The 23,153-nt window shown below is 60.9% G+C and carries 18 protein-coding genes; 11 read left to right on the top strand and 7 right to left on the bottom strand.

All coding sequences use genetic code 11. From position 1 onward, the window contains the following. Positions 1-102 precede the first annotated feature (102 nt). From ACWUI2_RS17560 to ACWUI2_RS17570, 3 genes are all read left to right on the top strand, one after another. The gene (locus ACWUI2_RS17560) at positions 103-405 is read left to right on the top strand and encodes a hypothetical protein (protein WP_486984151.1); all 303 of its coding nucleotides are present in this window, start codon (positions 103-105) and stop codon (positions 403-405) included. A 193-nt stretch (positions 406-598) separates the two neighbouring features. Beyond that, positions 599-1,024, top strand: coding sequence for a DUF5069 domain-containing protein (locus ACWUI2_RS17565; RefSeq protein ID WP_486984152.1), 426 nt, complete (start codon positions 599-601; stop codon positions 1,022-1,024). A gap of 24 nt (positions 1,025-1,048) precedes the next feature. Next, positions 1,049-2,044, top strand: a complete 996-nt coding sequence (locus ACWUI2_RS17570; protein WP_486984153.1) for a class I fructose-bisphosphate aldolase — start codon at positions 1,049-1,051, stop codon at positions 2,042-2,044. A 123-nt stretch (positions 2,045-2,167) separates the two neighbouring features. On the opposite strand, the gene alaS is transcribed toward ACWUI2_RS17570, so the two are convergent. Further along, entirely contained in the window at positions 2,168-4,849 is a 2,682-nt protein-coding gene (gene alaS / locus ACWUI2_RS17575; RefSeq protein WP_486984154.1) for an alanine--tRNA ligase, read from the bottom strand. A gap of 74 nt (positions 4,850-4,923) precedes the next feature. Further along, positions 4,924-6,033: a 3-isopropylmalate dehydrogenase gene (leuB, locus tag ACWUI2_RS17580; RefSeq protein WP_486984155.1), complete on the bottom strand. Its 1,110-nt coding sequence runs from the start codon at positions 6,031-6,033 to the stop codon at positions 4,924-4,926. Positions 6,034-6,212: 179 nt separating this feature from the next. On the opposite strand from leuB, the gene ACWUI2_RS17585 reads away from it, so the two are divergent. The 5 genes from ACWUI2_RS17585 to ACWUI2_RS17605 all read left to right on the top strand — a co-directional run bounded on the left by ACWUI2_RS17585 (position 6,213) and on the right by ACWUI2_RS17605 (position 13,154). Further along, positions 6,213-8,120 (top strand): type II secretion system protein GspD, encoded by a 1,908-nt coding sequence (locus ACWUI2_RS17585; RefSeq protein ID WP_486984156.1) that lies wholly within the window; start codon positions 6,213-6,215, stop codon positions 8,118-8,120. A 103-nt stretch (positions 8,121-8,223) separates the two neighbouring features. Further along, positions 8,224-9,972, top strand: a complete 1,749-nt coding sequence (pilM, locus tag ACWUI2_RS17590; RefSeq protein WP_486984157.1) for a pilus assembly protein PilM — start codon at positions 8,224-8,226, stop codon at positions 9,970-9,972. A gap of 14 nt (positions 9,973-9,986) precedes the next feature. Further along, complete coding sequence (locus ACWUI2_RS17595) at positions 9,987-10,796, top strand: hypothetical protein (protein WP_486984158.1); 810 nt, start codon at positions 9,987-9,989, stop codon at positions 10,794-10,796. A 25-nt stretch (positions 10,797-10,821) separates the two neighbouring features. Continuing rightward, positions 10,822-11,412 carry a hypothetical protein gene (locus ACWUI2_RS17600; RefSeq protein ID WP_486984159.1) on the top strand — a complete coding sequence of 197 codons (591 nt, stop codon included), beginning with the start codon at positions 10,822-10,824 and terminating at the stop codon, positions 11,410-11,412. Then, positions 11,409-13,154: a GspE/PulE family protein gene (locus ACWUI2_RS17605; protein WP_486984160.1), complete on the top strand. Its 1,746-nt coding sequence runs from the start codon at positions 11,409-11,411 to the stop codon at positions 13,152-13,154. The genes ACWUI2_RS17600 and ACWUI2_RS17605 overlap by 4 nt, the downstream gene beginning before the upstream one ends. 176 nt (positions 13,155-13,330) lie before the next feature. Here ACWUI2_RS17605 and ACWUI2_RS17610 read toward each other — a convergent pair whose 3' ends face one another. After that, positions 13,331-14,980, bottom strand: a complete 1,650-nt coding sequence (locus ACWUI2_RS17610) for an NAD+ synthase (RefSeq protein WP_486984161.1) — start codon at positions 14,978-14,980, stop codon at positions 13,331-13,333. Between the two features lie 1,200 nt (positions 14,981-16,180). On the opposite strand from ACWUI2_RS17610, the gene ric reads away from it, so the two are divergent. Next, positions 16,181-16,915 carry an iron-sulfur cluster repair di-iron protein gene (ric, locus tag ACWUI2_RS17615; protein WP_486984162.1) on the top strand — a complete coding sequence of 245 codons (735 nt, stop codon included), beginning with the start codon at positions 16,181-16,183 and terminating at the stop codon, positions 16,913-16,915. A gap of 10 nt (positions 16,916-16,925) precedes the next feature. On the opposite strand, the gene ACWUI2_RS17620 is transcribed toward ric, so the two are convergent. From ACWUI2_RS17620 to ACWUI2_RS17635, 4 genes are all read right to left on the bottom strand, one after another. Further along, a complete protein-coding gene (locus tag ACWUI2_RS17620; protein ID WP_486984163.1) occupies positions 16,926-17,138 on the bottom strand; it encodes a hypothetical protein in 213 nt (70 codons plus the stop codon). Between the two features lie 74 nt (positions 17,139-17,212). Next, on the bottom strand, positions 17,213-18,616 hold the full coding sequence (gene lpdA / locus ACWUI2_RS17625) for a dihydrolipoyl dehydrogenase (RefSeq protein WP_486984164.1): 1,404 nt from the start codon (positions 18,614-18,616) through the stop codon (positions 17,213-17,215). 71 nt (positions 18,617-18,687) lie between these two features. Further along, positions 18,688-19,587 carry an ABC transporter permease gene (locus ACWUI2_RS17630; protein WP_486984165.1) on the bottom strand — a complete coding sequence of 300 codons (900 nt, stop codon included), beginning with the start codon at positions 19,585-19,587 and terminating at the stop codon, positions 18,688-18,690. Further along, positions 19,584-20,492, bottom strand: coding sequence for an ABC transporter permease (locus ACWUI2_RS17635; protein ID WP_486984166.1), 909 nt, complete (start codon positions 20,490-20,492; stop codon positions 19,584-19,586). The genes ACWUI2_RS17630 and ACWUI2_RS17635 overlap by 4 nt, the downstream gene beginning before the upstream one ends. Positions 20,493-20,707: 215 nt before the next feature. On the opposite strand from ACWUI2_RS17635, the gene ACWUI2_RS17640 reads away from it, so the two are divergent. Next, complete coding sequence (locus ACWUI2_RS17640; protein WP_486984167.1) at positions 20,708-21,817, top strand: LptF/LptG family permease; 1,110 nt, start codon at positions 20,708-20,710, stop codon at positions 21,815-21,817. Position 21,818: 1 nt separating this feature from the next. Further along, positions 21,819-22,976, top strand: coding sequence for a class I SAM-dependent rRNA methyltransferase (locus ACWUI2_RS17645; RefSeq protein WP_486984168.1), 1,158 nt, complete (start codon positions 21,819-21,821; stop codon positions 22,974-22,976). The last annotated feature ends 177 nt before the right edge of the window (positions 22,977-23,153 follow it).

Raw genomic sequence — 23,153 nt, forward strand, 5'->3', positions numbered from 1 at the left:
CAGGGGATAACCAAACTACGGGTATTTTTAGGAACTTCACGCTCTCTTCCACAAAGGAAAGGGCTCAACCATAAAAGACCGAGAACCAACACTATCAAAGAAATGAAAACGAAAATCACCTATAAAAAGCGGCTGACCGTTTTGGCAGCCATCTGCAGTTCCTTCTTCTTGCTCGCGGCTTGCGAACCGCAGGATGATCAGCAAACCGGCGCTACGGAAGATGACACTCAAACCTTCGGCGAGCCGCAACGGGATGAGGCTCCGGCCACCCAGCCCGGCACGCAAGATCCGGCCATGGATGATGGCGCGGGCGCTCAGCAGGACTACGGCGCTCCGGAAGGGGACACCCAGGACACCGGAGATACCGGAGCCCAAGACGACCAGTGGGGCGATGATCAGCTCTGATTGAGAGTCGACTGAATCATATTATTCCTGGGCGCGGCGCTCTTCCCTTGCGGGAGGGCGCCGCGTTTTTTGATTTTGGAATTTGGATTGCGGATTGCGGATTTCATGGAAAATCTGGACCAGCCGGGCTCCCGCCTTTCCCGTCCTCCGACCGCAATCCAAAATCCGCAATCCAAAATCCAAAATCCTGACGATGCCATTGGTCGAAAATCCGTTGCCGTCTTCCTATCTGCCGCATCCGTGCGGACTCATGCATCTCCCGCGGGTTCTGGAGAAGATCCGGCGTCACCTCGCGGGCACTCTTTCACCGGAATACGCGAAAACTTTGGGGCGGGGCTTCGACGATCTCCTTTGCCAGCACCTCGGGATTCCGATCGACGATTTGATCGAAGCGGTCCGGACCCATCCCGACCATGCGGAACTCGACCGGCATCTGGCGGCGATTTTCCCGGAGCCTTTGCGGGCCGACCGCTGGAACCGCAAATTGGTCCAACGGGGTTTGGAAGGATACTCGAAAGAGCGGCTCGATATCCGGAAGCGCGAATTGCAACTCACCCATCGCGACGATATTGTAACGATGTGCGACCTGCTGGAGGTCGCGGAAGGACGCCTTCCGTAGAACCGCAACCCAAGGAGAGCGAGGATGGATAAGGGAAAATTGGATACGACGGCCCGTGAACTGGTCGCGCCGGGGAAAGGAATCCTGGCGGCCGACGAAAGCAGCGGAACGATCAAGAAACGTCTCGACAGCATCGGGGTTGAATCGACCGAGGAGAACCGGCGGACTTACCGTCAGTTACTTTTGTCCACTGATGGGATGGAGCAATTCATCAGCGGAGTGATCCTGTTTGACGAAACCCTCCGGCAGAAGGCCGACGACGGCACTCCTTTCCCAAAGTTGTTGGCGGGCAAAGGAGTGATCCCGGGGATCAAGGTCGATAAAGGGGCGAAACCATTCGCGCTCCATCCCGGGAACAAGATCACCGAGGGACTCGACGGATTGCGCGACCGGTTGGCGGAATACCGGGAGTTGGGTGCCCGTTTCGCCAAGTGGCGGGCGGTGATCGGAATCGAACGGGATTCGGTTCCGAGCCGGGCCGCTCTGGAAGCGAACGCCGACGCGTTGGCCCGCTATGCCGGCCTTTGTCAGGAGGAAGGATTGGTGCCGATTGTCGAGCCGGAGGTGCTGATGGACGGGGAAAATGACATCGGCCGTTGCGAGGAGGTGACCCGGGAGACGTTGGAGATTGTCTTCGGACGGTTGCGGATTTACGGGGTGCGCTTGGAAGGGATGCTGTTGAAGCCGAACATGGTGATCGCCGGAAAGAAGTCGGACCGTCAAGCCGGGGTGCCCGAGGTCGCGGACGCGACGATTCGTTGCATGCGCCGCGCGGTGCCGGCCGCCGTGCCGGGGCTGGTGTTTCTATCGGGCGGGCAGAGCGCGGAGTTGGCCACCGAGCATCTGAAGGAGATGAACCGCCGCGGTCCCCAGCCGTGGGAACTCAGCTTCTCCTTTGGCCGGGCCTTGCAGGAACCGGCGTTGAAGGCCTGGATGGGAAAGCCGGATCAGGTTGAGAAAGCGCAGGAGGTTTTCCTGCACCGGGCGAAATGCAACGGCGCCGCCCGGCGCGGGGAATGAAAGAAGAGTTTTTAACCGCAGATGGGCGCAGATATACGCCGATAAGGAGAGACGTATCAGGAGTGCGAAGGATGGGCCTGTTGGATGAGTTCCTGATTCGTGTTTATTCGTGTCTATTCGTGGTTAACTTTGGAGTTTTTTGAGGGCGGTTTCGAGTTGTTCGGGGGAGGCGGAGCCGCCGCCCATGGCGAAGTTGGGTTTGCCGCCGCCTTTGCCGCCGAGTTGACCGGCGAGGTCGCGGATGATGTCGCCGGCTTTCTTCCCGGCGGCGATCGCCTGGGGGGAACAGAAGGCGACCACCGAGAGTTTGCCTTCTTCGAGCGGACTGCCGAGGACCACGATCCCTTCGCCGAGTTGTCCGGCCACTTGGGCGCCGAGCTCGCGGAGGGCGACCGGGTTTTCGACTTGGACCGTTTCGGCCACCAGGCGGAGACCGCCGTCCGTTTGGCCGGCGCGGCCGAGGAGATCGGCGGCGAGATTGCCGGATTCCTTTTGCTGGATCTTCTTGAGTGTTTTTTCCAGTTCGCTCTTTTGTTCGAGCAGTTGTTCGACCCGTTTTTCGAGTTCCGCCGGCTGGCAGGAGAGGCGGCCGGTGACGTGGTGGAGGCGGTCGAGTTGGTCGTCGACGTGGGCGATGGCCGATTCGCCGGCGAGCGCTTCGATCCGCCGGGTGCCGGCGGCGATGGCGGATTCGCTGACCACCTTGATCAAACCGATTTCGCCGGTGGCGCGGGCGTGGGTGCCGCCGCAAAGTTCGACGGAATAACCGCCGATGTCGACCACCCGGACGACCGAACCGTATTTTTCACCGAAGAGGGCGAGGCAGTTTTCCGGCCGCTGGTCGAACGGAACTTCGTACCAGCCGACCGGTGAGTTTTCCAGGACGTGGCGGTTGACGATCGACTCGATCCGGCTGATTTCGTCCGGCTTGAGCGCCTCGAAATGGGAAAAGTCGAAGCGGAGGCGGTTGTCGGTGACCAACGAACCGGCCTGCCGGACGTGGGTCCCGAGGACCTGGCGGAGAGCGTCGTGGAGCAGGTGGGTGGCGGTGTGATGGCGCTGGACGTTGAGACGGAACGGAAGGTCGACGCTCAGGATCGCGCTGAGGCCCGGTTCGAGATCGGCGGGGACCTCCCTGGTTTCGTGGAGGTAGCGGTCGTGGGCGTCCTTGACGGTGTTGAGGATCCGGAACGATTTGCCGTTGATTTCGACGGAGCCCCGGTCGCCGATCTGGCCGCCCATCTCGGCGTAGAACGGGGTTTGATCGAAGACAAGGAAGGTGCGGTCGCCCTGACGGACCACGTCGCGCAGGGCGGCGGTGGTTTCGCGGGCGGCGTCGAGATCGTAGCCGACGAACCGGGTGGCCTCGAGGTTTTCCGGTTGGTCGTCGCGGACGGAGATGGTGGTCTTCTGTTGGGCGGCCCGGGCGCGAGCGCGCTGTTCCTCCATCTCGTTTTCGAAACCAGTCAGGTCGACGTTGAGGCCCCGTTCGCGGGCGAGAAGTTCGGTCAGGTCGAGCGGGAAACCGTAGGTGTCGTAGAGGGTGAAGGCCTCCTTGCCGGCGATGGTGCCGGAGGCGGCGCTTTCTCCCGCGACCTTTTCGAACAACTGCATGCCGCGGTCGAGGGTGCGGCTGAAAGTCTCCTCCTCGGAGCGGATCACTTTGCGGACGATGGTCTCCTGCTGGCGGATCTCGGGGAACACGTCGCCGAGGGTGGCGACCACGGGATCGACCAGCGATTCGAAGAAACCGGTTTCGAGGCCGAGGCGGCGGCCGAACAGGACGGCGCGGCGGAGGATCCGGCGGAGGACGTAGTTGCGGCCCTCGTTGCCCGGGAGGATGCCGTCGGCGATGGAGCAGACGAGGGTGCGGATGTGGTCGGCGAGGACCCGGAAGGAGCAGTCGACCAGTTCCTGCTCCGACATCTTCGCCCGGGAGGCCGGGAAGGAAGCGGTGTATTTCTTGCCGGAAAGTTGTTCGATGTGGTCGAAAAACGGCTGGAAAAGTTCGCTGTTGTAGTTGGAGTGGGGGCGGCTGAAATCGGTGAAGTTGCGGGTGGTCCCCATGATGCCGGCGACCCGTTCGAAGCCCATGCCAGTGTCGACGTGGCGGGCGGAAAGCTGGCGGAAGTCGCCGTTGGGTTCCGCGTTGAATTGGATGAAGACCAAGTTCCAGATCTCGATGCAGGAAGGGTCGTCCTGGTTGACCAGCTTGCCCTGGGTGTCGCCGTTGGGGGTGAGGTCGATGTGGATCTCGCTGCACGGACCGCACGGGCCGGTGTCGCCCATCATCCAGAAGTTGTCCTTCTTGTTGCCGTCGATTATGTGGACCTCGGGATCGAGACCTTCGCGTTCGAAGATCGCTTTCCAGTGGTCGTAGGCCTCCTGGTCGAAGGAGGCGGGATCGCCCTCGGCGGGGTTATAGACGGTGGCGTAGAGACGGTTGGCGGGGAAACCCCAGACTTTGGTCAGAAGTTCCCAGGCCCATTCGATCGCTTCCTCCTTGAAGTAATCCCCGAACGACCAGTTGCCGAGCATTTCGAAGAGGGTGTGGTGGTAGGAATCGAAACCGACGTCTTCGAGGTCGTTGTGTTTGCCGCCGGCCCGGATGCATTTCTGGGTGTCGGCGATGCGGGGGTGGGGCGGCTTCCGTTCGCCGAGGAAATACGGGACGAACTGGTTCATCCCGGCATTGGTGAAGAGCAGATTCGGGGAATCGGGCATCAGCGGAGCCGATGGGACGATCCGGTGCTCTTTGCCGGCGAAGAAGTCCAGGAACGATTGTCTGATTTCGGAAGACGTCATGGAATTTTGGATTTTGGATTTGGGATTTTGGATTGGGGAGGGAGGAGACACCTCTAACCTCTCGGATCTCGAATTCAGGAATTTACCAATTTCCTGATGATGGCGTCGCCCATTTCGGTGGTGGAGACGCTGGAGCCGCCGAAGGCGATGTCGCCGGTGCGGGTGCCGGAAGTGACGGCGGCACGGACGGCGTTTTCGAGTTTGGCGGCGAGGTCGTTACGGCCGAAGCTGAAGCGGAGCATCATCGCGGCGGAGAGGACCTGGGCGCACGGATTGGCGAGGTTTTTCCCGGCGATGTCGGGAGCGGTGCCGCCGGCCGGTTCGTAGAGGCCGAACGGGAGTCCGGCCTTGTTTTTGCCGAGGCCGAGGCTGGCGGAAGAAAGCATCCCGAGGGAACCGCAGATGACCGCCATCTCGTCGGAAAGGATGTCGCCGAACATGTTCTCGGTGAGAATGACGTCGAACTGGTTCGGGTCGCGGGCGATCTGCATCGCGGCGTTGTCGACGTACATGTGGGTGAGCTCGATCTCCGGGGCGTGTTTGGCGACGTAGTCGATCACGGTCTGGCGCCAGAGAACGGAGGTTTCGAGGACGTTGGCCTTGTCGACGGAACAGATCTTTTTGGCCCGCGGCTTGGCGGCGTCGATCGCCACCTGGGTGATCCGCTCGATCTCGCTCTTGCGGTAGACCATCGTGTCGACCGCCTGGAGGTCGCCGTCGGGGAGGGTGGTGGTCTCTTTCGGTTGGCCGAAATAGATGCCGCCGGTCAGTTCGCGGATGCAGACGACGTCGATGCCATCGGGGATCCGTTCGGTTTTGAGCGGGGAGGCGTCGACCAATTGCGGATAGAGGAGCCCGGGCCGGATGTTGGCGAAGAGGGAGAAATGCTTGCGCAACGGGAGGAGAGAGGCCCGCTCCGGTTGTTCCTTGGGAGGAAGTTTTTCCCATTTCGGGCCGCCGACGGAGCCGAAGAGGATGGCGTCGCTCTCGCCGCAGAGTTGCAGGGTGCTGTCGGGCAGGGCCTTGCCGTGGCGGTCGATGGCGATGCCGCCGACGTCGGCCTCCTGGTAATCGAGGCGCAAACCATGGTCGCCGGCGAGGCGTTCCAAAACCTTCAGGGCGACCGCCATCACTTCCGGACCGATCCCGTCTCCGGGCAAAACTGCGAACTTGAGAGAATCCATTAGTCGAATATCAAGAAGAGTCCGGCAAAGGGTTAAAGGAAATTATTCAAAAAAAACAACCGGCCGTTAAATCGGTATCTCATTGACCGATGCCCGCACCTGCGGCAAAAACGCGGAGGTAAAGGGGAAAGGATCATTTTCCTCCCCCGCGTGTCTCTCTGCTCGAATCTATGCTCGAAATGAAACATATCCGCCAGGCCCTCGCATGCCTCGCCGTGACTTCCTGCTTGGCTTTGGCCTCGTGCCGGACCACCGATGTGCCTGCTGCTGAGGAGGTTCCCGACGAACGGACCGAGGAGGAAGGGCTGACTATCGGGGCGGTGGATGACGAGATCCGCGAGATTCTCGCCTTGGCCCGGCGCCACGAATGGGAGGAAGCGAAAATCCGGTCGGACCTTCTCTACGTCTCGTTTCCGGAAAATCCCCGGGTGGGGCGGGTCTATTATTGGTTGGAAGGAGAGATCGAGCGTCGGCGGGAGCGGGAGCTGGAGGATGAACTGTCGGCGATTTCCGCCCAGGATTCGCGGTTTTCGCCAACCGTCCGGAGCACCTTTCTCGAAAACCGGAAACGGGGACTGGCGATGCCGAGCGATTTGCGCGAGACGACGGAGGCCATCGCCTCGCAACGACTGGTTCCGGAGAGTTACGGCAAAGTGATCCAACAGGCCGGGCCGATGTATGGCTTGGAAACGGCCCGCGGGCGGATGGCCGATGTGTTGAACGAGCGGATCACCCTGCACGTCGACGAGGTGTCGCTGGAGTCGATCATTTTCGATCTCGGGGCGGCCCAGGAGATTAATTTCGTGGCTGACCGCGGCATTCCCGCATTCAAAGAGAAGCTTAGCGTCAATATGCGGGACGTCCGCCTCGCCGAATTTCTCCGGTATGTTTCCCGGAATCTTGATGTCAGCTTCCAGATTGGCGACGACCTTATTTGGATCTTAAACGGCCGGGACTCGAACAACCTTTTGGAGGAGACGCGTTTTTTCCGTCTGAACAAAGGTTTCGTGATGCCGGCCGCGTTCGGCGCTTCGGAAGTCACCCGGGTCCGGACCACGCAGGACTCGCGGGTCACCGAGACGATGACCGAGAAGGTCGAGCAGTTCGTCCGGGATGGCGCTCCCGCCCGGCCTTCGCTCGAACAGGCCATCCAGCAGTTCTTCAAGGGCGAGCACATGATCGATTACGAACGTAACCTCATTGTCGCGCGCGGCACCCATGACCAATTGGAAGTGATGGAACGTCTGATCGAGGAATTCGACACCCCGATCCAGCAGGTGTTGATCGAAGCCCGTTTCGTCACCGTCACCAAAGCCGCCTTCCTGCAACTCGGCGTTAATTGGGAAACCGGCCGGGACCGCCTTTCCGACCGGCGGGCCGCCACCGATTTCACCGGATTCGGAACCAACGTCGGTCTGGGGCTGGAGGAGACCTTCACCAATGTCTTGAGCCGGCGAAACCTTTCCGCCACCCTGACGGCCCTCGAACAGAGCGGCGAGAGCCAGACGCTCAGTTCTCCCCGGATCACCGTGATCAACAACCGCCCGGCGACGATCAGCGACGGCAAGGTCCAGTATTATTATGAAGAATACACTGTCAGCCAGACCATCCTCGAACGGCGGTCGGAATCTCAACTCGTGCCGAAGGGGAAACCGACCCGGTTGACCTCCGGAGTGTCGTTGAACGTGCTCGCCAGCATCGGCGGCGACCAGCGCAGCATCCTCCTCGCGCTCCATCCGAAGGTGAGCCAGGATGTCGAATTGGTGACCTTCGCGACGGTCAGCGATCGCAACGACGAAGGCCAGATCGTCAGCACCTTCGACATCAAGCTTCCCGAATCGCGCGACCAGGAGCTCTCCACCCGGGTGGTCGTCCAAAGCGGGCAGACCGTGGTGATGGGCGGGGTGGTGCAAATGGACCGCAGCACGTTCACCGAATCGGTTCCGATTCTCGGCAACATTCCAATCATTGGCGCCGCGTTTCGGAAGCGGACGGAGTTCGAGCAACCGCGGTATTTGCTGATCTTCGTAACCGCAACCCTTTTGTCCGACACCGGGGAATTCATCGAGACGATCCATGCCAACTGAAAAAGGCTCGCGCAATTTCCCCGAACCCGCGGCGCTCGTCACGGGTTTCCGAGGCGCGGCCGGGAGCTGACCCGGGAGGCTCCGTTTTTATCGAAGAGATCGAATGGACTCGTTCAATTTCAGTTTTAACCGCCGTTGCATCGCCGTCGACCTCGGGCAGAGCCGGGTGAAGGCGATTCTGGCGGAACGGAAGGGACGCAAGGTCGAGGTCTTGCACGCCTTCACCCTCGATTTGCAGGAGGAGGGGTTGCTGACGCAGGAAGAGACCAACCGTCACATCGGGCGCATTCTCAATGAAATGGGCGATTATCCGATCTCGTTGGTCATCCCCCAACACATTGCCGTCTCCCATTTGGTCTCGCTTCCTTCCCAAGGCAACCGCGGATGGGTGCGGATGATCGAAGCCGAGACGCAAAAGCTGACGGGATTGAGCGAGAGTGCGATCGTTTACGACTACTTCCGTCTCAAACCGTTTCCAGGCACCGCCAATCCGGTTTGGGTCACGGTAAGCCGGGAGAAGGAATTGGAAGCCCAGATCAAACGCCTGCAGGGATCCGGTTTGACGGCGGGCGAAGTGACGAATGCCAGCAACGCCCTGGCTTCGGCCTTCCTCGCGACGCAAGCTCCGGAAAAACGGGCGGTGCTGGTCGATTTAGGGGCTTCGACCACCACGGTGGTGATTTTGGAAAACTCCCAGCCAGTCTACGCGACCGCCTTTCCGTTCGCCGGGGAATTGTTCACCGAGGCGGTCGCCCTCGCCCGGGGAACCGGGTTCGACGAAGCCGAAACAATCAAGAAGACCCGGTTTCTCTACCAGGAGAAAGAGGAGGAGTTTCGCGAATTCCGCGATGCGGTCGACCGCTGGCACGACGAACTCCGGAAGGTCATCGCGGAAGGGCTCAAGGACGAGATAGACTCCGTCGAGGATCCGGTGAAGGTGTTTTTTTCCGGCGGACCATCCTTGCAACCGGGCTTTCTGGATTACCTGCGGGAGGGAACAACTCTTAATTACCATTTTTGGCGGGACGGCGGCTGCGGGGTCGATCTGCAAACCCACGCTCTGACGTATGGCGGTGCCTTGGCCGGATTGAAAATCGCCCCGGTGAGCAGCTCGCTCTTGCCCTCCACGCTGCGGCAGGATCAAGCCAAAGCCCGGCAAACGACCAAGCTGAACATGCTGACGGCGGTGATGCTCGCGGTCCTGTTCGTCCTTTTGATCGCCGATACCTCCGTCAGGCGCCAGGCTCTGGCCGAGAGGGAGTCAAAGATCGCCGATCTGGAAGAAGCTTATGCGAAAACCCGCATGGTCGACGATCTGCTGGTGGAACGAAGCCGTCAATACGACAACATCGTCCCTCTGGTCCAGCAGCAGAAGCAGACCCGCGACCTTCTGAAAACGATCGGCCTGATGCAGGAGATCGCCGGGGAGAGCGACCTCTGGTTTGTCTCCCTCGCCGACGGCCAGAGTTACCTCGACCAAAGCACTCTGCCCCGCAATTCTCCCGGTCCGTCCGGGGGACGGGACTTCCGGTCGAGGGGCGCGTTCTCTCAGGAGAGTCCGGCCGCCGTCGAAGGACCGTCTCCCCATGCCCCGTGGGAAGGGTTCGTCGCCGAAGTCTCGGTGCCTGGCACCGGATGGGAGATCCATGAATCGTTGCGGACAATCGTCAACACCTTCGGTGGCCGCGGTATTTTCCGGAACGTCGATACCCTGGCGGGCCCCGAGAGGAAGCAGGTCGTCAACTCGGAAGTGACTTTACCCGATCAAACGTTCTCGATCAGCCTCGAACTCAACCCGAGTCAGTTTTCACTGATCTCGACGGCACCGGACGGAGGACCGGACCGTCCGTAGACGGAAAGTGCCTTATGGGACGCAGCAAGAACTTGCAGCGCTGTTTCTATCTGCTTGGAGGCGGGTTGCTCGCCGCCGTGATCTATTTTTTCGCGGTCACGCTTCCCCTGATATTGCGGGAACGGGAATTGGAAAATGCTTTGACCGCCGCCGTGGAACGTCTGGCCTCGGCGGGACATGGCATGAACACCGGAGAGGTCATGGCGAACATGGCCCGGATCGAACGCGATATCGCCGTTTTTGCGGAGATCGGCGAGGACAAAGCCCGCACCATCCGCTTCTCTTCCGAGATGCAGGAGTTGCTCGACCGGCCATTTCAGTTGCTTGATTTCGATCACGGAAAATTCATGGTGGTCGACCGAATTCGACGACTCAGCCGGGAAAACGGGGTGGGGCTTTTTCCCGGGTGGGAACGCCGTTTCCCCGTGCCTAACGCGGAGCGCCATCATCTGCTTTGGACCCAGTTGGTGGTGATGGATCAACTGATTCGGACCGCGATCGAAGCCAAAGTGCAGCGGATCGACGACGTCCGCCTGCTGCCGGTTCAAGGAGGGGGGGGCGCGAACGGAACCCCGGAAGGTCCAATCGAGATCTCCGCACAAATCCGGTTGACCGGGAAGATGGAGGCGATTCACAGTGTTCTGATGATGCTGCCGCTGAATGACGACGAACTGGAGACCTTGGGCGTGACCGGATTCGTCGAGCCCAAATCCTCCTTCTTTCTCAGCCGGTTCATCCTTCGGAAAACTTCCACCGAAAACCCCGACGAAGTGTCGCTGGAATTCGTCGCCCGCGGGTTTCTCGACTTGGACGCGCGCTCTTGAAATCGGGCGCGAAACGGACACCACGGTGAACACGCTGACCAGAAATCTTGCCCTCTCCAGCCTCCTTTTCGTTTCGGTGGCCGGATTCATCGGGTATAAAATCGTGACCTTCGGCCCGGGGAGCCCGGAGCGCGTGGTCCCGCGCTCGGCCCCGATCGAGCAGGATATCAAATTGCCGCCGATTCGGGGGACTTATATGAACCTCCGGGAGGAAGTCTCGCGGATCGTCGCTTCCCAGAACCCTTCGATCAATCCGTTCCATACCCTCCATTTCGAACCGCCGCCGCCTCCACCTCCGCCGCCCCCCGCGCCGAAACCGGAACCGAAGCCGGAGCCGGAGCCGGAACCGCCGCCGCCCCCTCCGCCGACCACCCGGGAAGTCGCGTTGCGTTATCAGGGCTTTTTTGAAACCACCGATGGATCTCGCCGGGCGTATGTCTTGCAGGAGGGAACCGTCCGGGTGCTCAATTTCGGCGAAGCATTGATCGACGACTGGACCGTGACGCGCATCGAGCCGCGCGAATTGGTCTTGAAACGCGGGGAGGAAGAAGAGGAGCTTCGCCTCAACTTCAACCAGAATCGAAAAATCGAAGTCGAAATCGCCAGGAATCCATGAGTCTCTCTTCCAAGACCGCGCGCGACGTCGGGGACATCCTCCTCGAACGGGGCAAAATCGCTCCCAAACAGCTCGATCTCGCCCGGCGCCGCCACAGTCGGCAACAAGTCCCCCTGCATCGGGCGATCCTCGATCTGAATTTCGTTTCAGAGGAAGACACCCATCGGGCACTCGCCGAAGTCAACGGCATGGAGTTCGTTGATTTGAGCAAGGAGACCGTCTCCCGGGAGGTGCTCGACCGGGTGCCGGTTAAAATGGCGCTTCACTTCCGCTTCGTGCCAGTCGCCCTCGAAGGAGGCCAGTTGACCGTCGCCTTCAGTGAACCTCCGGTATTGAGCGATCTGGGGAACCTCCGTCTTTTGCTCGGCACCCGTATCCGAGCCGCCATTACAACTCCGAGCGGAGTGCACGCTTTCATCAAGAAGTATTACGGTCTGGGAGCGCAAACCATCCAGCAACTCCGCAGCGACCGCAACGCCCCGGAAATGACGGAGGAAGTCGTCTTTGATGTGAAGACCGACGATCCGGGCGCGGAGATGGACGCGACGATGTCGGATTTCGTCAATCAGATCCTGCTCGAGGCCTTGCGGCTGGAAGCGACCGACATCCACATCGAGCCCTATGCTTCCACCATCAAACTCCGTTACCGGATCGACGGGATTCTCCAGGATATCCAGGTGCCGCCGGGGCTCCGGCAGCTTTACAACTCCATTGTCTCCCGCCTCAAAGTGATGGCCGGGTTGAACATCACCGAACGCCGGGTCCCGCACGACGGACGGATCGGGATGAAGACCGGCAACGAGCAATACGATCTACGTGTATCCATTATTCCAACACCTTTTGGCGAGGCGGTTTGCTTGCGTATTTTGGGGCGCCAAAACATGTTTTTCGACATGGCCCAACTCGGGATGGAGCCGGAGCAGCAGGCGATGCTGGAGGAACTCACCAGTCTGCCTCAAGGGCTGGTGCTCCTCACCGGACCGACCGGGAGCGGCAAGACGACCACCCTTTACGCCGCGCTGGCCCACGCCAACGAAGGCTCGCGCAAGATCGTCACGATCGAAAACCCGATCGAATACCAGCTGGAAGGGATCTCGCAGATCCAAACCAACGAAGAAGTCGGCCTCACCTTTTCCAGCGGATTGCGTTCCGTTCTCCGGCACGATCCCGATGTCATTCTTATCGGGGAAATCCGTGATGTCGAGACGGCGGAAATCGCCGTTCGCGCCGCCCAGACCGGCCACTTGGTCTTCGCGACACTCCACACCAATGACAGCGTGAGCGCGATCCCGCGGTTGCTCGACATGAAGATCGAGCCTTTCCTGCTCGCCTCCTCGCTGGTTTGCAGCATCGCGCAGCGCCTGGCCCGCCGGATCTGCCGCCATTGCATGGAACCCGATTTGGAGATCGCTGACGAAATTCGCCGGGAAATGGCCGAAAGCCTGCGGATCCGCCCCGACGAAGTCCGCGCCTGGACCGGGAAGGGATGCGTCGAATGCAACCAACTCGGGTACCGCGGACGCGTCGCCCTCTATGAGTTTTTCATGGTCAACGACGATATGGTCGATTCGATCCGTCCCGGGGCGAAGGCGAGCGAACTCCGCGCTCTCGGCCGCGATTACGGATGGCGGACGATCCGGGAACACGGCTGGATGAAAGTCCAAAATGGCACCGTTTCGATCGCCGAGAACGAGCGCCTGACCCGCCGGGTGACGGTGAGGGAAATACGAAGCGAAGGATGAATTAAATCGGAGGGTTGGCTTCCAGCCGACCTCTTCTGAAGGCGCCGACGGCGGACGGCAGGATGCCATCCCTCCCAGTGGCGGGGAAGTTTCATTCCATGTTGTTCCCCGGGCGCGGCCCGGATTTTGGCTTTCGGGAGGGAAAAGCTCCGTCACTTTTCTTCTTAGGACGGCCGCTAGCTGACGTATTTTTGGACGATCGGAAGACGGCGGCCGACGCCGAAGGCGAGGGGGGTGATTTTCAGTCCGGGAGGCGCTTGTTTTCGTTTGTATTCGTTTAGGTCGACTTTGCGGACCACATCGCGCACGACCTCCGCCGGGAATCCGGCGGCGATGATGTCGCGGGATGATTCGCCCCACTCAACGTAGCGTTCCAGGATCGCGTCCAGGACGTCGTAGGGAGGCAGCGAATCTTCGTCCTTTTGATCGGGCCGCAGTTCGGCGGAGGGAGGTTTGTCGATGGTCGACTGCGGAATGATTTCCCGCTCCCGGTTCATGTGCCGCGCCAATTCGAAGACTTTGGTCTTGGGGAGGTCCGACAAGACCGCCAAGCCGCCCGCCATGTCGCCGTAGAGTGTGCAATAACCGACTGCCATCTCGCTCTTGTTGCCCGTGGTCAGCAGGAGGGCGTTCCATTTGTTCGACAGCCCCATCAGGAGAAGGCCGCGGGCGCGGGCTTGAATGTTTTCCTCGGTGACGTCGCGCGGAAGATTGACGAACATCGGTTCCAAAGTTTTTTCGGCGCTGGCGACGACCTCTCGAATCGGCAATGTTTCAAAACGAATGCCTAGGTTCTCCGCCAGTTGACGGGCGTCCTCTTTGCTGTGTTCGCTGGAAATTGGTGACGGGAGGCTGACCCCGGTCACGTGCTCCGCCCCGAGCGCCTTCACTGCGATCGCGGCGGTCACTGCTGAGTCGATCCCCCCACTGAGTCCAATCAACGCTTTCTTAAAACCGCTCTTCCAGGTGTAGTCACGGAGGCCGAGCACGAGGGCGGATTCGATGTCGGCGATAATCGGGCGGGAAGCGTGCGCGGCCCCCTTCGGTTTGGTTTTCCGGAGGGTGTCGAGATCGATCACCTGAAAATCCTCCTCGAACGGTTTGAGGCTTGCCAGGATCGAACCGTCCGGCGCCGCGGCGACGCTACTGCCGTCGAAAATCAGCTCGTCGTTGCCGCCGACGGCGTTGCATAGAACCATCGGGGCCTGGCAAAAGCGGGCGACCCCGCTGACAAGTTTGCGCCGGAGGTCTTCTTTCCCTTGGCACCATGGACTGGCGGAGAGATTCAGTACCAAATCAACCTCGGCTTGCTGAAGGAATTGGAGGGGTTGGTCCTCGTAGCGTGGGCGTTCGGGGAGAGGAGATTGCGCCCAAATATCTTCGCAGATGGTGATGCCGATTTTTTTGTCCCGGAATTGGATGATTTTCGGTCCGGGTGATCGGGCGAAGTAACGGTCTTCGTCGAAAACGTCGTAGGTGGGGAGGAGGCATTTGCGGGAAATTTCGATCACTTCGCCGTTTTGGCACCATGCGGCGGCGTTGAAAAACGGACGGCCGGAAGCGCCGGGATTGGTTTCCACGAACCCGACCACCGCCGGGACGTCGCCGACCGCGGCGGCGACCGTGAGCAACGATTCTTCGACATCGGGCACGAAACGGCGTTTGAACAATAGATCGCGCGGTGGGTAACCGCAGACGACCATTTCGGGGAAAAGAACCAAATCGGCCCCTGCTTCGCAGAGGTGGTGGTAAGCCGACAGGATTTTCTTCCGATTTCCGGTCAGGTCGCCGACGATGGTGTTGATTTGCGCAAGCCCAAGTTTCATAGCAATCGATTGGAGCGGCCCGAAGCCTCTCCAATCCCCGACTCAACACCAAATTCCTTCGTCCGACAACGTCATTTCCAACGTGAACCTCAAAGAACGAAGCGCAAAAAGGGCTGATCCGAAGAGGATGTTCCTGCCTTCCAGCCCGTCACCCACCCACCCATCGTGCGACAATCCCAGACACGATCGGGTCAGGGATTGTCCGCTCGGGGGCGACCGAACACAGGTCGCAGACGGTGCCTCCGGGGGCGGGAGGTTGTCCCTTTCGGCGACATTGTGTGACGCGATCGGGTCAGGGATTGTCCGATCGGGGACGACGGGAGTCGGGGTCGCAGGGGTGCCTCCTGAGGCGGAGAGTTGTCCCTTTCGGCGACATTGTGTGACGCGATCGGGTCAGGGATTGTCCGTGGGGTGACGGGAGTCGAGTCGCAGACCGGTGCTCCGGAGGCGGGAGGTTCTCCGTTTCAACGACATTGCGTGACGCGATCGGGTCGGGAATTGTCGCCGGGGCGAGGAAAGCCGGGTCGCAGACGGTGGTCCGGAGGCGGGAGATTGTCCATTTCGACGCCATTGCGTGACGCGACCGGGCCAGGGGTTGTCGCGGGAGGCGACGGAAGCCGGGTCGCAGACGGTGCCTCCGGGGGCGGGAGATTGTCCCTTTCGGCGACATTGTGTGACGCGATCGGGTCAGGGATTGTCCGCTCGGGGACGATGGACCCGGGATTGCAGGCGGTGCTCCGGGGGCGGGAGGTTGTCCCTTTCGGCGACATTGTGTGACGCGATCGGGTCAGGGATTGTCCGATCGGGGACGACGGGAGTCGGGGTCGCAGGGGTGCCTCCGGAGGCGGAGAGTTGTCCCTTTCGGCGACATTGTGTGATGCGATCGGGGCAGGGATTGTCCGCTCGGGGAGGATGGACCCGGGATTCCAAGCGGTGCCTCCGGGGGCGGGAGGTTGTCCCTTTCGGCGACATTGTGTGATGCGATCGGGTCAGGGATTGTCCGCTCGGGGACGATGGACCCGGGATTCCAAGCGGTGCCTCCGGGGGCGGAAGGTTGTCCCTATCGGCGACATTGTGTGACGCGATCGGGTCAGGGATTGTCGCGGGGGAGGGCGGGCTGATGGTGGGTATTTTGATCTGAATCAATTGGTGGGGAAAATCCGGTTGAGGCTTGGTCGGGGTCGATTGAGGGTGATTCCCATGAGTCATTCCGCTGTTGAATTTTCGCCTCCCGGAACACCGATGATCGACCGGACGGTCGGGGAATTGGTCGCCGAGCGTCCGGGGAGATCCCGGGTGTTCCAAGCCCACAAGATCGATTTTTGCTGCCAGGGCGGTTTGACCCTTCGTAAGGCTTGCGAGAAAAAAGGGGTCGCTGTCGATCTGATCGTGGCCGAGTTGGAGCGGGAGGGAGCCGACCCGACCGAGGTCGAGGTGAATCCGGCGGAACTGCCGGTGGATCGGCTTTGCGACTACATCGCCGAGAAACACCATGAGTTTCTCCGCCGGGAATTGCCCCGGCTCTATGCGATGTCGCAACGGGTCGCCCATGTCCATGGCGGGCACACCGCTTCGCTCGTTGAGCTTTACGAGGTGTTCTGTCATCTCGCGAGCGAGTTGGTCAGTCATTTGCAGAAGGAGGAACAGGTCCTGTTCCCGGCGGTTCGCGGGATGGTCGGGGGAGAAACGGCTGCCGGGTCGCTCGACGGTCCGATCGAGGCGATGTCGCGGGAACACGGCGAAGCCGGGGCGGTGCTGGATCGTTTGCGGGATTTGACCAACGGCTACCAGCCGCCGGCTCAAGCGTGCAACACCTATCGCGCCCTCTTCGCGGGACTGCGCGACTTGGAAGAGGACATGCGTTGCCACATCCACTTGGAGGACAATGTTTTGTTTCCGGCGGTGAAAAAGCTGGCCGCCGGACTCGGCAACTGAGGCGTCTGGATCAGCGGCCCGGCCGGGTGCGGCCTTCGCGTTCCATTTTCTCGATGGTCTCGCGGATCATTTCTTCGATTCGCAACCGGTCTTCGCCGGTTGCTTTCTCGAGCCGGGCTTCGAGGACCATCAATTCCTTTTCGTCGGTCGACGGATCGGGCGCGCCGGCGTCGCCGGCGTTTTTCTGGCCGTTGTACAGTTTGCTGCGATCAACGTCTTTCATACCTGTAACTATAGCGGGACGAAGCGGGTCTGGCAAAAGGGAAGGACCGATTGCGACCCGCCGAATCCGATTCGTTACAGCGAGTGGATCGCCCGTTTATCGACGGCGAGCGCGGCTTCCTTGAGCGCTTCGGAGACGGTCGGATGGGCGTGGACGGTGCGGGCGATGTCTTCGGCGCTGCCGCCGTATTCCATGTGGGCGACGGCGGATGCGATCAGTTCCGAAACTCCCCGGCCGATCATCTGGACGCCGAGGACCCGGTCGGTTTTGGCGTCGGCGATCACTTTGATGAATCCTTCCGTCGCGCTGTTGGCGAGCGCCCGCCCGTTGGCGGTGAAAGGAAATTTCCCGGTGCGGATTTCGATCCCTTTGGCTTTGGCGTCGGCTTCGGTCAATCCGGCCGAGGCGACTTCCGGATCGGTGTAAATGACGTTCGGGATGACGTCGTAGTTCACATGTCCGGCTTTGCCCGCCAGCATCTCGGCGAGGGCGACCCCCTCTTCCTCGGCCTTGTGGGCGAGCATCGGTCCGGCGATCACGTCGCCGATGGCGTAGATTCCGGAGACGTTGGTGGCGAAATGCCGGTCGGTCTTCACCCGCTTCCGCTCGTCGAGCTCGACGCCGGCCTCCGCCAAGCCCAAGCCGTCGGTGAACGGAACCCGACCGACCGCGACCAAGACTTTGTCGGCTTCGAATTCAAGTTTCTTTCCATCGCGTTCGGCGGTGAGGACGGCCTTGTTTTTCCTCTTTTCGAGCCCGGTCACCTTGGTGTTCGTCTCGATGGCGATGCCCTGTTTTTTGAGGGATCGCTCGAGGAGTTTGGATACGTCGTCGTCGAAAGTCGGAGCGATGCGGGGAAGGAACTCCACGACAGTCACTTCGCTGCCGAGGCGGGACCAGACCGAACCGAGTTCGAGGCCGATCGCGCCGCCGCCGACCACCACCAGTTTCTTCGGGGTTTTGTCGAAGGCGAGGGCATGGGTGCTGTGGACGACGATCTTGTCGTCGAACGGCAGGAACGGCAGCGTCGCGGGGGCCGACCCGGTGGCGATCACGATATTCCGGGTCTTCAAGGCGGTGGTTTTCCCTTCATGGGTGACTTCGACGGTCGAGGCGTCGCGGAGGCGGCCCGCACCATGGAAAACCTTGGCCCCTTTTTTGCCGACCACCGCTGAAACGCCTCCGACGAGGGTGGAGACGATTTTGTCCTTCTTCTGCATCATGGCCGGCAGGTCGACGGAGATCTTCTCAAGTTTGATTCCGAGGTCGGCGGCGCCGTGGCGGGCGAAGTGAAGCATCTCCGAGGAGTGGAGGAGGGCCTTGCTCGGGATGCAGCCGACGTTGAGGCATGTGCCCCCCAGGTTGGCGGATTTCTCGACGAGAGCGGTTTTCAATCCGAGTTGGGCGGCGCGAATCGCGCAGACATAACCGCCGGGGCCGGCGCCGATTACGACAAGGTCAAAGGATTCATCAGACATGGCAGGGGATTATGCATGATGAATGGTGAATTATGAAGAGAATTGTCCCCCTGAATTTCATAATTCATCATTCATAATTTTCGTCTTGGGTCGAGGGCGTCGCGGAGTCCGTCGCCGAGGAAGTTGAGGCAGAAGAGGGTGAGGGCGAAGGTGAGGCTGGGGAAGATCAGGAGCCAGGGATATTGCTCCATGCTTTCGGCCCCTTCCTTGATCAGGATGCCCCAGGAACTCATCGGGGGTTGGACGCCGAGCCCGAGGAAACTGAGGAACGCCTCCAGCAACATCACGCTCGGAATAGTGAGCGTGGCATAGACGATGATCGGGCCGATGGCGTTTGGAATCAGATGCTTGCGGAGAATCCGGCCCCGGGGGAGACCGAGCACCACCGCCGATTCGATGAACGTGAGATGTTTGAGCGACAAGACCTGGCCCCGGACGATCCGGGCCATGGTGAGCCATTCGACCGCCCCGATGGCGATGAAGAGCAGGAGGAGGCTGCGGCCGAAAAAGACGGTCAGCAGAATCACGAAAACCGTGAAGGGGAGGGCGTAAAGGATGTCGACCGTCCGCATCATGACCGAATCGAGGCGCCGTCCGCCGTATCCGGCCACCGCCCCGTAAATCACTCCGATGGTGAGCGAAACGGCGGTGGCGCAGAGGCCGACCATGAACGAAATCCGGCCGCCGTAGAGGATGCGGGAGAGCAGGTCGCGCCCGAGCAGATCGGTGCCGAGCCAATGTTCCCGGCTCGGCGGAGTCGGGCCGACGTCGAGCCGGGTGGTGAAATAATCATGGGGGGCGACCCATGGGGCGAGTCCGCAAAGAAGGCCGAGCACGCTCAACACGGCGAGGGCGGCGAGGGCCATTTTGTTGGCGCGCAGGCGAAGCCAGGCTTCCCGCCAAGGGGATCGTCCGGCAGAGCTTGGCGGACCGGATGGCTGGGGATCGGGTTGGGTGGCGGTCGGCTTCATCGCTTCGGGTTGAGGAGGATTTGGAGGATGTCGACCAGCAGGTTGAGCAGGATGATCAAGGTGGCGTAAAACAGCACCGTTCCGATGATCAAGGTGTAGTCCCGGTTGAAGGCGGATTGGACGAAAAACCGTCCGAGGCCGGGGATGTTGAAGACCGTCTCGACCACGAACGAACCGCTGATCAGTCCGGCGACCGCCGGTCCCAGAAACGAGACCACCGGCAGCACTCCGACCCGGAGGCCGTGTTTGCCGACGACAACCGCCTCCGACAGTCCCTTGGCCCGGGCGGTTCGGACGAAATCCTGGCTCAACGTCTCGATCATGCTGCCCCGGGTGAGGCGGGCGACGTAGGCGGCGTAGAAGGCGCCGAGGGTGAGCGACGGCAGCACCCGGTCGGACGGATACGTCCAGCCCGAGGCGTTGAACCAGCCGAGCCAAAGGGCGAAGACGAGGACCAGGATCGGCCCCATGACGAAAGTCGGCAGGCAAATACCGGCCATGGCGAGGGACATTGGCCCGTAGTCGAGTCGGGTGTTCGGGCGGAGGGCGGCGATCAAACCGGCGGTGAGACCGATGGCCAACGCGACAAGGAGGGAGTAGAAACCGAGTTCGAGAGAAACCGGAAAAGCCTCGGCGATCAGTTCGTTGACGGAAAGCGTCTGGTATTGGAAGGAAGGCCCGAGGTCTCCCCGCAGGAGATTGCCGAGGTAGGAGAAGTATTGGCGGTGGAGCGGTTGGTCGAGGCCGTAATGGGCTTCGAGGTTGGCCAGGACCTCGGGGGTCACGGTACGTTCTTCGCTGAACGGACCGCCCGGGGCGAGCCGCACCAGGAAAAAAGTGATGGTCGCGATGAGGAAGAGGACCGGAACCACTTCGATCAGGCGACGGATGATCAGGACGAACATACGAAAAACGAAAGGAAAAAGGAAAACCGGCAAAGAAAGAAGCGGAAAAGAAAGGAAAAGGCGAAATGGGTGTGAAACTGGATTCGAACAAGAAGATGGGGTTTGCTTGGGGTTCGATTGTTGGAGTTCCGCATTTATGCGGTCCCGGCTTTTCGTTTGCGGGGTCGCTGGGTTTCCACTTGCGGATTTGGTGGAAACGCGTTGCTTTGTGCGGTTTGAGTATCGTCGATCGTTATATTTTCCGGGAATGGGTGAAGATTTTCGGACTGTGCGTCGCCGTGACCATGGGGTTGCTGGTGTTGAACGACATGTACTCCAATTTCAGCGATTTGATGGATTACCAGGCGGGGTTGGTCCAGATTTTGCGCTACTATGCGGTGCTGTTGCCGGCGTTTATTCCGATCGTGTTGCCGATCGCGTTGTTGCTGTCGCTGTTGTTCAGCTTGGGGAATTTGCACCGGAACAGCGAGTTGATCGCGCTGCGGGCGGCGGGGTTCGGGATCGGGAGGGTGACGGTGACCCTGTGGATTTCGGCGGCGGTGTTGTCGGGGCTTTTGCTCGGGTTGAACGCCAAGGTGGTCCCGTGGTCGGTCGAGCAGTCGAGGCAGATGCTCGACAACATCGAGTTCGCCTACTACGCGGAGGCCGAGGAGGAACGGGACGTCGGCATGGTTTACGCCCTGGCTTTCGACAATCGGCGGGAGAACCGGTTGTGGTTCATGAACCGGTTCAGCGAATTCACCTACCGGGGGTTCGGGGTGAACGTCTATTATCTCGACGAAAACCGGCGGGAGATCGGACGGATCGTGGCCCGGGAGGCGCATTTCGACGACCACTTGCAGGAATGGATGTTCCGGGAAGGACGGAGAATGACCTTCGAGCAGGAAACCGGGCAATTGGTCCGGTCGGTGCCGTTCGAGCAGTTGGTCGACGACGATCTGAACGAGACGCCTGGGACGATGCTGTTGTTTCACAAACGCCCGCGCGATTTGTCGTTGAACGAGATCCGGACGATTCTGGCGGTGATCGAAGAGGACAACCCGCGGGCCAGCGCCTTCGCGATCCGTTACCACAGCATCATCGCGGGGGCCTTTAGTTGCCTGATCATCGTCGGGTTGGCGATTCCATTCGCCACCACCGGGGTGCGGGTGAATCCGATGGTCGGGATCTCGAAGTCGCTCGGACTCTTTTTGCTTTATTACCTGCTGGAAAACGTGGCCCGGATCATTGGCGAACGGGACCTGATCGCGCCGATGGCGGCGGCTTGGCTGCCCGGGGTGGTGATGGCGTTGCTGGCGGTCTGGCTCTTCCGAAGGGCGGTTTGATATGAATGAGAAAACGGTTGCGCTTAAACTGAAACCATCCAACCGGCCGCGGGTGTTGCACGGCCATCCATGGGTGTTCGGCAACGAGGTGGAAAAGCCGTTGCCGCCGGAGTTCGACGGCGAGGCGGTCGCTTGCCGCGATTCGCGGGGCCGTTTCCTCGGAAGCGGGATTTACAACAGTCGGTCGCAGATCGTCTGGCGGCGGTTTTCCTGGGCCAACGAAGCGCTCGACGAAGCCTTTCTCCGGGAGAAACTGACGGCGGCGATCGCCCGGCGGGCTCCGGAGGAGGCCCGGCGGTTGGTTTGGTCGGAGTCGGACGATCTTCCCGGCCTGGTGGTCGATCAATACGGCGACGTCCTGGTGGTCCAGGCCCTGACGATGGCCATGGACCGGCGGCTCGCGGTCATCGGCGATCTGTTGGCGGAGTTGGTCGAACCGCGCGAAATCGTTTTCCGCAACGACGCCCCGGTGCGGACGCGGGAAGGACTTCCCTTGGGCGTGACGACTCGCTCCGGCGGCGATCTTCCCGCCTGGTGGGCAATGATCGGGGGACTTGAGTATCGGGTCGACCTGCGGGCCGGGCAGAAGACCGGCTTTTATCTCGATCAACGCCACGAGCATCATCGGGTGGCCCGGCACGCGGCCGGACGCCGGGTGCTCGACGCTTTTTGCAACCAAGGAGGCTTCGCGTTGCAGGCGGCCCGGGCCGGGGCGGCCTCGGTGCGGGGAGTCGACATCTCCGAGGAAGCGGTGAAACAGGCGGCCGAAAACGCCGAACGCAACGGCGTGGCGGTCGATTTCACCGCCGCCAACGTCTTCGATTTTCTCCGTCAAGGGGAGGAGACCTGGGACCTCGTGGTGCTCGATCCGCCGCCGTTCGCCAAGTCGCGCGGGGAAATGGCCGGGGCGCTCCGCGGTTACAAGGAAATCAATTTGCGGGCGATCAAGCGGCTCGAGCCCGGCGGAATCCTGGCGACCTACGCCTGTTCGCACCATGTTTCCCATTCGATCTTTTTGGAATTGATCGGGGAGGCGGCGGGCGATGCCCGGCGGAAGGTCCGGGTGTTGGAATTCTGCCATCAACCGCCGGATCATCCGGTCCTCCCCTCGATGCCCGAGAGCGAATATCTGCGCGGTTTCCTCTTGCAGGTCGATTGAGAAAAGCGCCTTGCTGGGGCGGAATTTATGGAACTTTCGGGGGGAGCGTTGTCCCCATTAATCTGGGGCCGTCCCGGACGGTAGCCCTCATTAGAAACACTAACCCTCGGACCGGCCCGCCATTATAAACGACCGTATTTGTTTGTAAGCCCGGCCCATCGGGGGCTATCTTCCGCA

The sequence above is a fragment of the Verruconatronum alginivorum genome, assembly GCF_056590205.1.